Below are 15,231 nucleotides of genomic sequence, written 5' to 3'. Positions count from 1 at the left end.
ATCAGGCGGCAGCGCGCAGTGGACGGGCCACGGCCACGCCGTCGGTGTCGAACAGATGGCAGTGCGCCGGGTCCAGGTGCAGGTGCAGCGTCTCGCCATACTGGCTGGCCATGTCGCCACGAATGCGCATGGTCAGCGGCTCGCCATTGGCGGTGATGACGTGGCAGAAGGTGTCGCTGCCCAGGCGTTCGCCGACGTCGGCGGTGACGGTCAGGGTGGTCTGGCCCGGTGCGGCGATCTCCAGATGCTCCGGGCGAATGCCCAGGGTCACCGCGCTGCCCACGCTCAAGCTGGCGCTGCTGAGCGGCAGGTTGATCAGGGTACCGGCGTCCAATTGCACCTCGCAGCCCTGGCCTTCGACCCGCGTGACCTTGCCCTTGAGGAAACCCATCTTCGGCGTACCGAGAAAACCCGCGACAAACAGGTTGGCCGGCTGGTGATACAGCGCCAGTGGCGAGCCGACCTGTTCGATACGGCCGCTGTTGAGCACCACCACCTTGTCGGCCAGGGTCATGGCTTCGACTTGGTCGTGGGTCACGTAGATCATCGTTGCTTGCAGCTCTTTATGCAGGCGCGCCAACTCAAGGCGCATCTGCACGCGCAGCGCGGCGTCGAGGTTGGACAGCGGTTCGTCGAACAGGAAGATCTTCGGGTTGCGCACAATGGCCCGGCCGATGGCCACGCGCTGACGCTGACCGCCGGACAACTGCTTGGGCTTGCGCTCCAGCAGCGGGCCCAGTTCGAGGATGCGCGCCGCTTCGTTGACTTTGCTCTCCACCCGTTTTTTGTCGACGCCGGCCAGGTCGAGGGCAAACGACATGTTCTTGCGCACGCTCATGTGCGGGTACAGCGCGTAGGTCTGGAACACCATTGCCAGGTCGCGCTTGGCCGGGGTCACTTCGGTGATGTCGCGGCCATCCAGCTCGATGGTGCCTTCGCTGACTTCTTCAAGGCCCGCGATCAGGCGCAGCAGGGTGGATTTACCGCAGCCCGAGGGGCCGACGAAGACCACGAATTCCTTGTCGTTCACTTCCAGGTCGATGCCCTTGATGATCGAGAAACCTTCGAAGCCTTTTTGCAGATTCTTGATTTTCAGGTTGGCCATGATGGGCCTCCGCAGGAATGATTATTTAACGGCGCCGAAGGACAAACCGCGCACCAACTGTTTCTGGCTGATCCAGCCAAAGATCAGGATCGGCGCACAGGCCAGGGTCGACACAGCGGACAATTTGGCCCAGAACAAGCCTTCGGGGCTGGAATAGGAGGCGATCAGCGCGGTGAGCGGCGCGGCATTCGACGAGGTCAGGTTCAGCGACCAGAACGCTTCGTTCCAGCACAGGATCAGCGACAGCAGCACGGTGGAGGCCAGGCCGCCCTTGGCGATCGGTAGCAGCACGCGGACCATTTCCTGCCACAGCGTGGCGCCATCCAGGCGGGCGGCTTCGAGGATGTCCTTGGGGATGTCCTTGAAGTAGGTGTACACCATCCACACCACGATCGGCAGGTTGATCAGGGTGTAGATGATGATCAGCGCGATGCGCGTATCCAGTAGGCCGAAGCTCTTGGCCAGCAGGTAGATCGGCATCAGCACACCCACCGGCGGCAGCATCTTGGTCGACAACATCCACAGCAGCGTGCCCTTGGTGCGTTGGGTCTCGTAGAAGGCCATGGAGTAGGCGGCCGGCACCGAGATCAGCAGGCACAGGGCGGTGGCGCTGAATGAAATCAGCACCGAGTTCCACGCATAGCTGAAGTAGTTGCTGCGCTCGTTGATGTGCAGGTAGTTCTCCAGCGTCGGCGTGAAGATGAACTGCGGCGGCGTGGCGAACGCGTCGATTTCGGTCTTGAAGCTGGTCAGCACCATCCAGAAGATCGGGAAGAAGATCAGGATCGCGATGGCCCAGGCCAGGGTGCCGAGCAACAGGCTCTGCAGGCGACGGGATTGTTGAAGCGTCATGGCGCGGCCCTCAAGGCTTGTCAGTCAGGTTTTTGCCGATCATCCGCACCAGGATGATCGCCGCGATATTGGCGATGACCACGGCAATCAAGCCGCCGGCCGAGGCCATGCCCACGTCGAACTGCACCAGCGCCTGGTTGTAGATCAGGTAGGCGAGGTTGGTCGAGGCGTAGCCGGGGCCGCCGTTGGTGGTGGTGAAGATTTCGGCGAACACCGAGAGCAGGAAGATGGTTTCGATCATCACCACCACGGCAATCGGGCGCGCCAGGTGGGGTAGGGTCAGGTGCCAGAAGATCGCGATGGCGCCGGCACCGTCCAGGCGCGCGGCTTCCTTTTGCTCCTGGTCGAGGGACTGCATGGCGGTCATCAGCAGCAGGATCGCGAAGGGCAGCCATTGCCACGAGACGATGATGATGATCGACAGCAACGGGTAGTGCGCCAGCCAGTCCACCGGCTCGGCGCCGAACAGCTTCCAAAGTGCGGCGAGAATCCCCGATACCGGGTGGAAAATCAGGTTCTTCCAGATCAGCGCGCCGACGGTGGGCATGATGAAAAACGGCGAAATCAGCAACACCCGCACCAGGCCGCGGCCGAAGAATTCACTGGCCTCCAGCAAGGCACTGATCAACACGCCGAACACCACGCTGATCAACAGCACGCTGCCCACCAGCAACAGGGTATTGGTGGCGCCGGGCAGGAAGCCCGAATCGGTGATGAAGTAGGTGAAGTTCTCCAGCCCCACGAACTGGTTTTCACCGGGGTAGAGCAGGTTGTAGCGGATCAGCGAAAAGTACAGGGTCATGCCCAGCGGCACGATCATCCACAACAGCAGCAAGGCCACCGAGGGGCTGACGAGAAACCAGCCGGGGTTGGCCAGGCGGTTTTTGGGTGTTGTATTCATGGTATTCAAGACCAATGCGCAGCAAGAATCGGAGTGCGGTCAATGTGGGAGGGAGCAAGCCCCCTCCCACATTTGACGGTGCTGGGGTCGGGGGTTACTTGGGGTAACCGGCCCGCTTCATTTCGCGCTCGGTGGTGGTCTGCGCGGCGGTCAAGGCTTGATCCACCGTTTGCTGACCGGTCAGCGCGCCGGCGAAGAACTTGCCGACCTGGGTCCCAATGGCCTGGAACTCAGGAATGGTCACCAACTGGATGCCGATATACGGCACCGGCTTGAGGGTCGGTTTGGTCGGGTCCGCCACTTTCAGCGATTCCAGGGTCACTTTGGCGAAGGGGGCGGCCTTCATGTACTCATCGCTGTAGGTCGACTTGCGCGTACCCGGCGGAACGTTGGCGATGCCGTCGGTCTTGGCGACCAAGGCGCTGTATTCCTTGGATGTCGCCCAACTGGTGAACACCTTGGCGGCGTCCTTGGCCTTGGAACTGGTGGGGATCGCCAGGCTCCAGGAGTACAGCCACGAGGTGCCTTTGTCGGTAGTTTCGTGAGGGGCAAAGGTAAAGCCGACGTGGTCAGCCACTTTGCTCTGGGTCTTGTCGGTGACGAACGAGCCGGCGACGCTGGCATCGACCCAGATCGCGCACTTGCCGCTGTTGAACAGCGCCAGGTTTTCGTTGAAGCCGTTGCTCGACGCCCCCGGCGGGCCGGATTTTTTCATGTTGTCGACGTAGAAGTTCAGCGCGTCCTTCCATTCTGGGCCGTTGAATTGCGCTTGCCATTTCTCATCGAACCAGCGCGCGCCGTAGCCGTTGGCCAGGGTGGTGATCAGCGCCATGTTTTCACCCCAACCGGCTTTGCCGCGCAGGCACAGGCCGTATTGCTCTTTGCTCTTGTCGGTGAGTTTCGCCGCGTATTCGCCGATCTGCGTCCAGGTCGGGTGCTCGGGCATGCTCAGCCCGGCGTCCTTGAACAGGTCGGTGCGGTAATAGGTGATCGAGCTTTCGGCGTAGAACGGCAGGGCGTACAGCGAACCTTTGACAGACAGGCCATCACGTACCGAAGGGAAAACGTCGTCGAGGTCGTAGGACGCCGGCAAGTCCTTCATCGGTTCCAGCCAGCCCTTGGCGCCCCAGAGTGCGGCTTCGTACATGCCGATGGTCAATACGTCGAACTGCCCGCCCTGGGTGGCGATGTCGGTGGTCAGGCGTTGGCGCAGCACGTTTTCTTCGAGCACCACCCAGTTCAGCTTGATCTCTGGATGCTCGGCCTCGAAGGTTTTCGAGAGCTTTTGCATGCGGATCATGTCGCTGTTGTTGACGGTGGCAATGGTCAGGGTTTGCGCGCCAAGGCTGACGGCGCTGAGGGTCATGCATACCGTCATGCAAGAACAGGCAAGCAGGGTTTTTGCTGTGAACTTCATCGCGCACTCCATTTCCGCGCCCGGGGGGCTACAGAAGGACAGTTATTGTTGTTGTGTCTTCCTACGAGCTGTCAGGAAGAGTGTGCGTTGATTACAGCCTTCAAATGGGGCTGTGACAAATCCTTGGGCGCACTGGGACTGATACTTTTTTGCACTCGATTGAAAGCGCCCGAGACGCTCGCAGCCGAATGCAAACCCGCGCCCCATTCAGGCCAAATTCTGTTCGGTCAGCCGCTGGACGGCCAGGCGCCGGTAGTGGGAAGGGGTCATGCCCTTGAGCTGCTGAAAGCGCCGGTTGAAGTTGGAGATGTTGTTGAACCCCGACTCAAAGCACACGTCCGTCACGGCTTTGTCACCATCAGCCAGCAATTCGCAGGACTTGCTGATGCGCAGCCGATTGACGAACTCGATAAACGTGCGCCCGGTCGCCTGTTTAAACACCCGCGAAAAGTACGTCGGCTTCATGCCCAGGTAATCCGCCACTTCCTCCAGCGGCAACTCCCGCGCGTAGTGGGCGAAGATGTAGTCCACCGCGCGGTTGGTGCGGTCGATGCTGTGCTCGTCGGCCAGTTGCGAGGTGTTCACGCTGGACAGCAACTGATAGTCCTCGCAGGCGCTCAGCACCTCCAGAAGAATAAAGAAGTGCCCCAGGCGCGCCATGCCTCGGGCGTCCTCGATGCGTTGCATCAAGGTCATGGCCTGGGCGATGGTCTTTTTGCAGCGGAATTCGATACCGTACTGCGCCCGCTCCAGCAGCGGTGTCAGGCTCTTGAGCTCGGCAAAAATGTGGCTGCCTTGCTCGAATAGCTCATCGGTGAAGTTCACCAGCATGTCGCGCTTGGGCACCACTTCGTCTTCCTCCACCTGGCTGATCCAGTTGTGGGGCAGATTGGGCCCGGTGAGGAACAGGCTTTCGGGGTAGAAGTTGCCGATGTAGTCGCCGATAAACACCTTGCCGGAGCTGGCGATAATCAGGTGCAGCTCGTATTCCTTGTGGAAATGCCAGCGCACCAGCGGGCAGGGGAAGCCATGTTGGCGATAGATGATGGACAGACCGTTGTGATCGTCCATCAGTTCGTAGGAAGGGTCGGTGATGCGCGTTGCTCGGGTCATGTTGCCGTCGCTTTATTGTGGTTGCTGCGCAGGATAATGCCCCCACGCGCGCTACCTTGCCAGCGCCGGTGTTTATAGGTTGCGGTTTTTTGCCTCGATCCATTGGGACATGTACTGCGTACTTTTATGCGCATGGTGGCGCAGCATGCTGCCGGTGAAGTTGTCCCGGCGATGGGCGGCGAGATCGCTGCGGCACTGTTGCAGGCATTCCACCAGCGCGGCGCCGTGGACGTGCCGGTCATAGCGACGGGCCAGGAGTTGGCGCCCGGCTTCCTGGGCCTGGGTCCAGCGGTCGCAGTCCTGGTACAGACTCACGGCGGCAGCGGCCAGGGCGTCGGCACTCTGGGCGATTGCGCCGGGCCATGGCTGCTCGTCGCCCATGGCTTCGGCGCCGATGGGCGTGGTGATAGTCGGCGTGCCGCACAGCATCGCATCCGCCAGCTTGCCCTTGATGCCCGCACCGAAGCGCAACGGGGCCAGGCAGATCCGTGCCGCAGTCATCACTTGCAGCGCATCTTCGGCCCAGTTCATCACATGAAAGCCCTGGGCCGGGTTGTGCAGCGCCGTGGCCTTGGGCGGGGTGTAGGCACCGTAGATATGCAACTGGGCGCCCGGCAGTTGTTGGCGGATCAGCGGCCAGAGGCTGTGCTTCATCCACAGCACCGCATCCCAGTTGGGGGCGTGGCGGAAGTTACCGATGCTGAGAAAATGCGCGCGGTCTGCAAACGGCGCAAAGGCCTGGGCCGGCGGCTGCAGCATCAGCGGGCACCAGTGGAGCAGGGCGGCGGGCACCTTGAAGTGCTCGGTGAGCAGGCGGATTTCCACGTCGGAGATCATCAGGCTGATGTCGCAGCGGTAAATCGCGGCGATTTCGCGTTTGGCCAGGTCGGTGTCGGCCATGCGCTGGAATTCGTCTTCCAACGCCGGGGCGAACAGGGCGCTGAAGTCGTCGCTGTCGGGATGGGCCTTGAGGTGGTCCTTGAAGCGCTGGTGGCGCGCGTCGCGCAGGCTTTGCAGGTCGGAGGTCTCCAGCACCCGCAGGGCGTCGGGGCAGCATTTTTCCACGCGCCAGCCGAATTGCTCTTCCATCATGAAACGGTCGAACAGCACGATATCCGGGGACAGTTCGCGGATAAAATCATCGAAACTGCTGTTATTGAGCTCGATCGCGCATTCGCTGATGCCGAGTGCCGGCAAATCGGCCTTGTGTTCGCCGATGGTCGCCGGGCTGCTGAAGGTAATGTCCCAACCTTGCGCAAGAAAACTCTCGAGAATCTGCATCATATGCCCGCCCGCAGCCGAGGAGCGGGGCTCCGGCCAGACATAACCGATGACCAGGACTTGGGTGGCGGGCCGATTCATCAACACAGGTTTCCTTGGAGGCAGGCGCAAAGCGCGCAATTAAACCACAACCGCGAGGCATGACAATTTATGTCGGGCGGTAGGTCGCCACGGTACTTTGTGGTTAACTTCGGCCTCTCGAATTCGTTTAACCAAAACCCAGCATAAGGATTCTGTTCATGGCCCAAGTCACCCTTCGTGGGAACCCCGTCCAGGTTGAAGGCGAACTGCCGACAGTCGGCGCCCAGGCTCCAGACTTCACCCTGACCGCCGGCGATCTGTCGGACGCAACCCTGGCTACTTTCGCCGGCAAGCGCAAAGTGCTGAACATCTTCCCAAGCGTCGACACCCCGACTTGCGCCACCTCGGTACGCAAGTTCAACGCCCAGGCCAACGATGTGAAAAACACCGTGGTGCTGTGCATTTCCTCCGACCTGCCATTTGCCCAGAAGCGTTTCTGCGGCACCGAAGGCCTGGACAATGTGCTGAGCCTGTCGGACTTCCGTAACGCCGACTTCGCCGTTGACTACGGTGTGTCCCTGGCCGACGGCCCGCTGCAAGGCCTGACCGCTCGCGCGGTGGTGGTGCTGGATGAAAATAACAACGTGCTGCACAGCGAACTGGTACCTGAAATCGGCCAAGAGCCAAACTACGAAGCGGCCCTGGCTGTTTTGAAGTAACTGTTTCGGCTATGACTGTCGTTTGGCGGTAACACACGTGTTACATAATTGCGGCCTGGCCTAGTCCAGGCCGTTTTTATTTGTCGTTCAGACGCTTAGCGAAATAGGCAACGGACTAAGGTCAGAAGTTAAAAGTTGTAAGCCCAAGGTAAATAGCCGGTAAAGGCGCTTTTCTTAACGCGCCCCAGTGCTTATCTTTCAGCCTCCCCAAAAAGAAGCTCTCGCGCCCAATGGTTGATCACTCCATGCAATCCTCCCCCCGCAATTCCCGCCGCTGGCTGTTCGGCCTGCTCGTGCTGCTGGTCATCGCCGGTCTGTGCTGGAAATTCTGGCCCGGCAGCCACAAGGAAGGCGCCGCGCAACCGCCGGCCGGGCACGCCGGCAAGTCGGGAATGATGCGTCCGGGCTTCGGCGGTTCCACCGGCCCGGTGCCGGTGCGTGTGGCCCCGGTGGTGCTGGGGGACTTTCCGGTGTACTACAAGGCCCTGGGGACGGTGACGGCGCTCAACACCATCAATGTGCGCAGCCGGGTGGGCGGCGAGTTGGTGAAGATCGCCTTCGAAGAGGGGCAGATGGTCAAAGCCGGCGGCCTGCTGGCCGAGATTGATCCGCGCAGCTACCAGAACGCCTTGCTCCAGGCCCAGGGCACGCTGATGCAGAACCAGGCCCAGTTGAAGAACGCCCAGGTCGATGTCCAGCGTTATCGCGACCTCTACGCTCAGGACAGTATCGCCAAGCAGACCCTCGACACGGCCGAAGCGCTGGTCCTGCAATACCAGGGCACGGTCAAGACCAACCAGGGCGCGGTGGACGACGCCAAGCTCAACCTCGAATTTACCAAGATCCGCGCGCCGATCAGTGGCCGGGTCGGCCTGCGCCAGGTGGACGTGGGCAACCTGGTGGCGGCCAACGACACCACCTTTCTCGCGGTCATCACCCAGACCCAGCCGATCAGCGTGGCCTTCACCTTGCCGGAAAGCACCCTGGAAACCGTGCTCGCCCGTTACCATGCCGGCAACAAACTGCCCGTGGAAGCCTGGGACCGTGGCGATGTGAAGCGCCAGGCCACCGGCGTGCTGCAAAGCCTGGACAACCAGATCGACGTCACCACCGGCACGCTGAAATTCAAGGCGCGGTTCGATAACAAGGACCAAGCGCTGTTCCCCAACCAGTTCGTCAACGTGCACCTGCTGGCCGACACCCTGCATAACGTGGTGTTAGCGCCGTCGGCGGCGATCCAGTTCGGCAGCACCGGCACGTTCGTCTACGTGCTCGATGGCGACAAGAAGGTCAAGGTCCAGCCGCTGGTGGTCGGTGACAGCGACGGCGACAACACCGTGGTCAAGCAGGGCCTCAAGGCCGGCGACCGCCTGGTGCTGGAAGGCACCGACCGCCTCAAGGATGGCAGCGAAATCGAAGTGGTCAGCGACAGCAGCGAAGTGCCGACCACGCCGACTGAACACCTGCAAGGCAAGCCCGCCGCTAAAGGGGAGACCGGCGCCGACGCCGGCAAGGCGCAAAAGGTCGGTTCATGAACCTGTCGCGGCTGTTTATCCTTCGCCCGGTCGCCACCACGCTGAGCATGCTGGCGATTGTCCTGGCCGGCATCATCGCGTACCGCCTGCTGCCGGTATCGGCCTTGCCCCAGGTGGATTACCCGACCATCCGGGTGATGACCCTATACCCCGGCGCCAGCCCCGATGTGATGACCAGTGCGGTCACCGCGCCGCTCGAGCGCCAGTTCGGGCAAATGCCTGGCCTTACGCAGATGGCGTCCACCAGTTCCGGTGGTGCCTCGGTGCTGACCCTGCGCTTCAACCTCGACATCAATATGGATGTCGCCGAGCAACAGGTGCAGGCCGCGATCAACGCCGCGACCAATCTGCTGCCCAAGGATTTGCCGGCGCCGCCGGTGTACAACAAGGTCAACCCGGCGGATACCCCGGTGCTGACCCTGGCGATCACCTCCAAGACCATGCTGCTGCCCAAGCTCAATGACCTGGTCGACACCCGTATGGCGCAGAAGATCGCGCAGATCAGCGGCGTCGGCATGGTCAGCATCGCCGGCGGCCAGCGCCAGGCCGTACGCATCAAGGTCAACCCCGAGGCCCTGGCGGCCAACGGCTTGAACCTGTCGGATGTGCGCACCCTGATCGCCGCGTCCAACGTCAACCAGCCCAAGGGCAACTTCGACGGCCCGACCCGCGTGTCGATGCTCGACGCCAACGACCAGTTGGTGTCGCCGCAACAATATGCCGAACTGATCCTGGCCTATAAAAATGGCGCGCCACTGCGTCTGAAGGACGTCGCGCAGATCGTCGACGGTGCCGAAAACGAACGCCTCGCCGCCTGGGCCAATGAAAACCAGGCCGTACTGCTGAATATCCAGCGCCAGCCGGGCGCCAACGTGATCGAGGTGGTGGATCGCATCAAGGCACTGTTGCCGAGCATCACCGACAACCTGCCGGCCGGCCTCGACGTGACGGTGCTGACCGACCGCACCCAGACCATCCGCGCCTCGGTCACCGATGTGCAACACGAATTGCTGATCGCCATTGCCCTGGTGGTGATGGTGACGTTCCTGTTCCTGCGCCGGGTCAGCGCGACGATCATTCCGTCCATTGCCGTGCCGCTGTCGCTGGTGGGCACCTTTGGCGTGATGTACCTGGCCGGCTTCTCCATCAATAACCTGACGCTGATGGCCCTGACCATCGCCACCGGGTTCGTGGTGGACGATGCCATCGTGATGCTGGAGAACATCTCGCGCTATATCGAGGAAGGCGAGACGCCGCTGGCCGCTGCTCTCAAGGGCGCCAAGCAGATCGGCTTCACCCTGATTTCCCTGACCCTGTCGCTGATCGCCGTGTTGATCCCGCTGCTGTTCATGGCCGATGTGGTCGGGCGGCTGTTCCGCGAATTCGCCATCACCCTGGCGGTGGCGATCCTGATTTCCCTGGTGGTGTCCCTGACCCTGACGCCGATGATGTGCGCGCGTTTGCTCAAGCGTGAACCCAAGGCGGAAGAACAAAGCCGTTTCTACAAGGCCAGCGGCGCCTGGATCGACTGGCTGATCGCAGCCTACGGGCGCAAGTTGCAGTGGGTGCTCAGGCACCAGCCGCTGACCCTGTTGGTGGCCATCGCCACCCTCGGCCTCACCGTGGTGCTGTACCTGGTGGTGCCCAAGGGCTTCTTCCCGGTGCAGGACACCGGGGTGATCCAGGGGATTTCCGAGGCGCCGCAGTCGATTTCCTTCGCAGCGATGAGCCAGCGCCAGCAAGAACTGGCGAAGATCATCCTCACCGACCCGGCGGTGGAAAGCCTGTCTTCCTATATTGGCGTGGATGGTGATAACGCCACGCTCAACAGCGGTCGCCTGCTGATCAACCTCAAGCCCCACGGCCAGCGCAATTTGAGCGCGGCCCAGGTGATCACCCGCCTGCAGCCGGAAATCGACAAGTTGGTCGGCATCCGCCTGTTCATGCAGCCGGTGCAGGACCTGACCATTGAAGACCGCGTGAGCCGCACCCAGTACCAGTTCAGCATGTCCTCGCCGGACGCCGACCTGCTGGCGCTGTGGAGCGACAAGCTGGTGCATGCCCTCAGCCTGATGCCGGAACTCACCGACGTGGCCAGCGACCTGCAGGACAAAGGCTTGCAGGTGTACCTGGTGATCGACCGCGATGCGGCCTCGCGCCTGGGTGTCAGCGTATCGACCATCACCGATGCGCTGTATGACGCCTTCGGCCAGCGGCAGATTTCCACCATCTACACCCAGGCCAGCCAGTACCGCGTGGTCTTGCAGGCCCAGTCGGGGGAAACCCTGGGGCCGGCGGCGCTGAACCAGATCCACGTGAAAACCACCGATGGCGGCCAGGTGCGGTTGTCCAGCCTGGCCCGTGTGGAACAGCGCCAGGCGCAGTTGGCGATCGCGCACATCGGCCAGTTCCCGGCGGTGATGATGTCGTTCAACCTGGCGCCCGGCGTGGCGCTGGGTAAAGGCGTGGAACTGATCAACCAGGCGCAGAAGGACATCGGCATGCCGGTGGGCGTGCAGACCCAGTTCCAGGGCGCGGCCCAGGCGTTCGAGGCGTCGCTGTCGAGTACGCTGCTGCTGATCCTGGCGGCGGTGGTCACCATGTACATCGTGCTGGGCGTGCTCTACGAGAGCTACATCCACCCGATCACCATTCTCTCGACCTTGCCGTCGGCAGCGGTGGGGGCCTTGCTGGCCTTGCTGCTCAGCGGCAATGACCTGGGGATGATCGCGATCATCGGTATCATCCTGCTGATCGGTATCGTGAAAAAGAACGCGATCATGATGATCGACTTCGCCCTCGACGCCGAACGCAACCAGGGCCTCGACCCGCAGACCGCGATCTACCAGGCGGCGCTGCTGCGCTTCCGGCCGATCCTGATGACCACCCTGGCTGCGTTGTTCGGTGCGGTGCCGTTGATGCTGGCCAGCGGCTCCGGCGCGGAGTTGCGTCAGCCCCTGGGCCTGGTGATGGTCGGCGGTCTGCTGGTGAGCCAGGTCTTGACCCTGTTCACCACGCCGGTGATCTACCTGTATTTCGACCGCCTCGGTCGACGCTGGCGCAAAGAGCCGCAAAGCCTGGAGCCGGTTGAGTCATGAACCTGTCCGGACCTTTCATTCGCCGACCGGTCGCCACCATGCTGCTGAGCCTGGCGATCATGTTGCTGGGCGGCGTCAGCTTCAACCTGTTGCCGGTGTCGCCGTTGCCGCAGATCGACTTCCCGGTGATTGTGGTGTCGGCCAGCCTGCCCGGCGCCAGCCCCGAGGTGATGGCGTCCACCGTGGCCACACCGCTGGAGCGCTCCTTCGGGACGATCGCCGGCATTACCACCATGAGCAGTTCGTCGAGCCAGGGCTCCACGCGGGTGATCCTGGCGTTCGACTCCGACCGTGATATCAACGGCGCGGCGCGGGAAGTGCAGGCGGCGATCAACGCCTCGCGCAACCTGCTGCCCAGCGGCATGCGCAGCATGCCCACCTACAAGAAGATCAACCCGTCCCAGGCGCCGATCATGGTGCTGTCGCTGACCTCGGACGTGTTGGAGAAGGGCCAGTTGTACGACCTGGCCTCGACCATCCTCTCGCAAAGCCTGTCCCAAGTGCCGGGCGTGGGCGAAGTGCAGATCGGCGGCAGTTCCCTGCCGGCCGTGCGCATCGAACTGGAGCCCAAGGCCCTCGACCAGTACGGCGTGGCCCTGGACGATGTGCGCAACACCATCGCCAACGCCAACCAGCGCCGGCCCAAGGGCTCGCTGGAAGACGCCGAGCGCAACTGGCAGATCCAGGCCAACGACCAGTTGGAAAAAGCCAAGGACTATGAGCCGCTGCTGATTCGCTACCAGAACGGCGCAGCCCTGCGCCTGGGGGATGTGGCGACGATCAGCGACGGCGTGGAAGACCGCTACAACAGCGGCTTCTTCAATAACGATTCGGCGGTGTTGCTGGTGATCAACCGCCAGTCCGGCGCCAACATCATCGAGACCGTGCGGCAGATCAAGGCGCAGCTGCCGGCGTTGCAGGCGGTGCTGCCGGCCAGCGTCACGCTCAGCCTGGCCATGGACCGCTCGCCGGTGATCACCGCCACCCTGCATGAAGCGGAAATGACCTTGTTCATCGCGGTGGGGCTGGTGATCCTGGTGGTGTACCTGTTTCTCGGCAACTTCCGCGCCTCGCTGATTCCGACCCTGGCGGTACCGGTGTCCCTGGTGGGCACCTTTGCGGTGATGTACCTGTACGGCTTCTCGTTGAACAATTTTTCATTGATGGCGTTGATCCTGGCCACCGGCCTGGTGGTGGACGACGCCATTGTGGTGCTGGAGAACATTTCCCGGCATATCGACGAAGGCGTGCCGCCGATGAAGGCGGCCTACCTGGGCGCCCAGGAAGTCGGCTTTACCTTGCTGTCGATGAACGTGTCGCTGGTGGCGGTGTTCCTGTCCATCCTGTTCATGGGGGGGATTATTGCCAACCTGTTCCGCGAGTTTTCCATCACCTTGTCGGCGGCGATCATCGTCTCGCTGATCGTTTCGCTGACCTTGACCCCGATGCTCTGCGCCCGTTGGCTCAAGCCCCACGTCAAAGGCCGGATGACCGGCCTGCAGCGCTGGAGCCAGGCGATCAACGAGCGCATGGTCGCGGGCTACGCCAGCAGCCTGGACTGGGTGCTGCGCCACCGTCGCCTGACCTTGTTCAGCCTGTTGCTGACCATTGGTGTGAACGTGGCGCTGTACGTGGTGGTGCCGAAAACCTTTATGCCGCAGCAGGACACCGGCCAGTTGATCGGCTTTGTGCGCGGTGACGACGGACTGTCGTTCAGCGTGATGCAGCCGAAGATGGAGACCTTCCGCAAGGCGGTGCTCAAGGACCCGGCGGTGCTCAGCGTGGCCGGCTTCATCGGCGGCAACAACGGCACCAACAACGCGATGATGCTGGTACGCCTCAAGCCCATCGCTGAACGCAAGGTTTCGGCCCAGGCGGTGATCGAGCGATTGCGCAAGAATGTGCCGCTGGTGCCGGGCGGGCGCCTGTTCCTGATGGCCGACCAGGACCTGCAATTCGGCGGCAGCCGCGACCAGACCAGCGCGCAGTATTCCTACATCCTGCAGAGTGGCGACCTGGCCGCACTGCGCCTGTGGTACCCGAAGGTGGTGGCCGCCCTGCGTGCACTGCCGGAACTGACCGCCATCGACGCCCGCGAAGGCCGGGGCGCCGCCCAGGTCACGCTGATTGTCGACCGCGACCAGGCCAAGCGCCTGGGCATCGACATGAGCATGGTCACGGCGGTGCTGAACAACGCCTACAGCCAGCGGCAGATTTCCACGATCTACGACAGCCTCAACCAGTACCAGGTGGTGATGGAGGTCAACCCCAAATACGCCCAGGACCCGATCACGCTCAACCAGATGCAGGTGATCACGTCCAGCGGCGCGCGGGTACCGTTGTCGACCATCGCCCATTACGAGAACAGCCTGGCGGACGACCGCGTCAGCCACGAAGGCCAGTTCGCCTCGGAGAACATCGCCTTCGACATGGCCCCCGGGGTCACGGTGGAGCAGGGCACGGCCGCCATCGAGCGGGCGATTGCCAAGGTCGGTTTGCCGGAAGGCGTGATCGCCAAGATGGCCGGCACCGCCGACGCCTTCGCGGCGGCGCAGAAGGGCCAACCGTTCATGATCCTCGGCGCGCTGGTGGCGGTGTACCTGGTGCTGGGGATTTTGTATGAAAGCTATATCCACCCGCTGACGATCCTCTCGACCTTGCCCTCGGCCGGGGTTGGCGCGTTGCTGTCGATCTACCTGCTGGGCGGCGAGTTCAGCCTGATCTCCCTGCTGGGCTTGTTCCTGCTGATCGGGGTGGTGAAGAAAAACGCGATTCTGATGATCGACCTGGCGTTGCAACTGGAGCGCACTGACGGTCTGAGCCCGCTGGAGTCGATCCGCAGCGCTTGCCTTTTGCGGTTGCGACCGATCCTGATGACCACGCTGGCGGCGATTCTCGGTGCCTTGCCCTTGTTGCTCGGTTCCGGCGACGGTGCGGAAATGCGCCAGCCCCTGGGCCTGACCATCATCGGCGGCCTGGTGTTCAGCCAGGTCCTGACCCTTTACACCACCCCGGTGGTTTACCTCTATCTCGACCGCGCGCGCCATCGCTTCAACGCCTGGCGCGGCGTGCGTACCGATGCTGCCCTGGACACTGCGCTATGACCGATCCACTGAACGCCAACGCACCCCGTCCCCCTGCAGGAGCGAGCTTGCTCGCGAAAAAAACCGGGACGCCGCGTTTCCCCAG

10 protein-coding genes are annotated in these 15,231 nt (G+C 62.4%); 4 read left to right on the top strand and 6 right to left on the bottom strand.

Features of this window, described 5'->3' with window-relative positions:
* Nucleotide 1 precedes the first annotated feature (1 nt).
* From ACLH0J_RS20550 to ACLH0J_RS20525, 6 genes are all read right to left on the bottom strand, one after another.
* Nucleotides 2–1,105 carry an ABC transporter ATP-binding protein gene (locus ACLH0J_RS20550; protein WP_411388768.1) on the bottom strand — a complete coding sequence of 368 codons (1,104 nt, stop codon included), beginning with the start codon at nt 1,103–1,105 and terminating at the stop codon, nt 2–4.
* Nucleotides 1,106–1,126: 21 nt separating this feature from the next.
* Entirely contained in the window at nt 1,127–1,957 is an 831-nt protein-coding gene (locus ACLH0J_RS20545; protein WP_017848429.1) for a carbohydrate ABC transporter permease, read from the bottom strand.
* A gap of 10 nt (nt 1,958–1,967) precedes the next feature.
* On the bottom strand, nt 1,968–2,858 hold the full coding sequence (locus ACLH0J_RS20540; RefSeq protein ID WP_411388767.1) for a carbohydrate ABC transporter permease: 891 nt from the start codon (nt 2,856–2,858) through the stop codon (nt 1,968–1,970).
* A 94-nt stretch (nt 2,859–2,952) separates the two neighbouring features.
* Nucleotides 2,953–4,236 (bottom strand): ABC transporter substrate-binding protein, encoded by a 1,284-nt coding sequence (locus tag ACLH0J_RS20535; protein WP_411392868.1) that lies wholly within the window; start codon nt 4,234–4,236, stop codon nt 2,953–2,955.
* Nucleotides 4,237–4,482: 246 nt separating this feature from the next.
* Nucleotides 4,483–5,388, bottom strand: coding sequence for a helix-turn-helix domain-containing protein (locus ACLH0J_RS20530; RefSeq protein ID WP_411388766.1), 906 nt, complete (start codon nt 5,386–5,388; stop codon nt 4,483–4,485).
* Between the two features lie 72 nt (nt 5,389–5,460).
* Nucleotides 5,461–6,750, bottom strand: coding sequence for a glycosyltransferase (locus ACLH0J_RS20525; RefSeq protein WP_411388765.1), 1,290 nt, complete (start codon nt 6,748–6,750; stop codon nt 5,461–5,463).
* A gap of 158 nt (nt 6,751–6,908) precedes the next feature.
* Between ACLH0J_RS20525 and tpx the strand changes: the two genes are divergently transcribed.
* The 4 genes from tpx to ACLH0J_RS20505 all read left to right on the top strand — a co-directional run bounded on the left by tpx (nt 6,909) and on the right by ACLH0J_RS20505 (nt 15,146).
* On the top strand, nt 6,909–7,409 hold the full coding sequence (gene tpx, locus ACLH0J_RS20520) for a thiol peroxidase (RefSeq protein WP_411388764.1): 501 nt from the start codon (nt 6,909–6,911) through the stop codon (nt 7,407–7,409).
* A 230-nt stretch (nt 7,410–7,639) separates the two neighbouring features.
* Complete coding sequence (locus ACLH0J_RS20515) at nt 7,640–8,944, top strand: MdtA/MuxA family multidrug efflux RND transporter periplasmic adaptor subunit (RefSeq protein ID WP_411388763.1); 1,305 nt, start codon at nt 7,640–7,642, stop codon at nt 8,942–8,944.
* Nucleotides 8,941–12,042, top strand: coding sequence for an MdtB/MuxB family multidrug efflux RND transporter permease subunit (locus ACLH0J_RS20510; RefSeq protein WP_411388762.1), 3,102 nt, complete (start codon nt 8,941–8,943; stop codon nt 12,040–12,042). Before ACLH0J_RS20515 ends, ACLH0J_RS20510 begins: the two co-directional genes overlap by 4 nt.
* Nucleotides 12,039–15,146, top strand: a complete 3,108-nt coding sequence (locus ACLH0J_RS20505; protein WP_411388761.1) for an efflux RND transporter permease subunit — start codon at nt 12,039–12,041, stop codon at nt 15,144–15,146. The genes ACLH0J_RS20510 and ACLH0J_RS20505 overlap by 4 nt, the downstream gene beginning before the upstream one ends.
* The last annotated feature ends 85 nt before the right edge of the window (nt 15,147–15,231 follow it).

It is taken from the genome of Pseudomonas sp. MPB23 (assembly GCF_046605395.1).
Lineage (GTDB): Bacteria > Pseudomonadota > Gammaproteobacteria > Pseudomonadales > Pseudomonadaceae > Aquipseudomonas.
Note: the sequence above shows the minus strand (reverse complement) of the source record. Positions and strands in the feature narration are given on the sequence as shown.

Coding starts and splice junctions, on each gene's coding strand:
- ACLH0J_RS20540 (WP_411388767.1), bottom strand. CDS start 2,858: ATGAATACAACACCCAAAAACCGCCTGGCCAACCCCGGCTGGTTTCTC.
- ACLH0J_RS20515 (WP_411388763.1), top strand. CDS start 7,640: ATGGTTGATCACTCCATGCAATCCTCCCCCCGCAATTCCCGCCGCTGG.
- ACLH0J_RS20505 (WP_411388761.1), top strand. CDS start 12,039: ATGAACCTGTCCGGACCTTTCATTCGCCGACCGGTCGCCACCATGCTG.
- ACLH0J_RS20525 (WP_411388765.1), bottom strand. CDS start 6,750: ATGAATCGGCCCGCCACCCAAGTCCTGGTCATCGGTTATGTCTGGCCG.
- ACLH0J_RS20545 (WP_017848429.1), bottom strand. CDS start 1,957: ATGACGCTTCAACAATCCCGTCGCCTGCAGAGCCTGTTGCTCGGCACC.
- ACLH0J_RS20535 (WP_411392868.1), bottom strand. CDS start 4,236: ATGACGGTATGCATGACCCTCAGCGCCGTCAGCCTTGGCGCGCAAACC.
- ACLH0J_RS20530 (WP_411388766.1), bottom strand. CDS start 5,388: ATGACCCGAGCAACGCGCATCACCGACCCTTCCTACGAACTGATGGAC.
- ACLH0J_RS20550 (WP_411388768.1), bottom strand. CDS start 1,105: ATGGCCAACCTGAAAATCAAGAATCTGCAAAAAGGCTTCGAAGGTTTC.
- ACLH0J_RS20510 (WP_411388762.1), top strand. CDS start 8,941: ATGAACCTGTCGCGGCTGTTTATCCTTCGCCCGGTCGCCACCACGCTG.
- tpx (WP_411388764.1), top strand. CDS start 6,909: ATGGCCCAAGTCACCCTTCGTGGGAACCCCGTCCAGGTTGAAGGCGAA.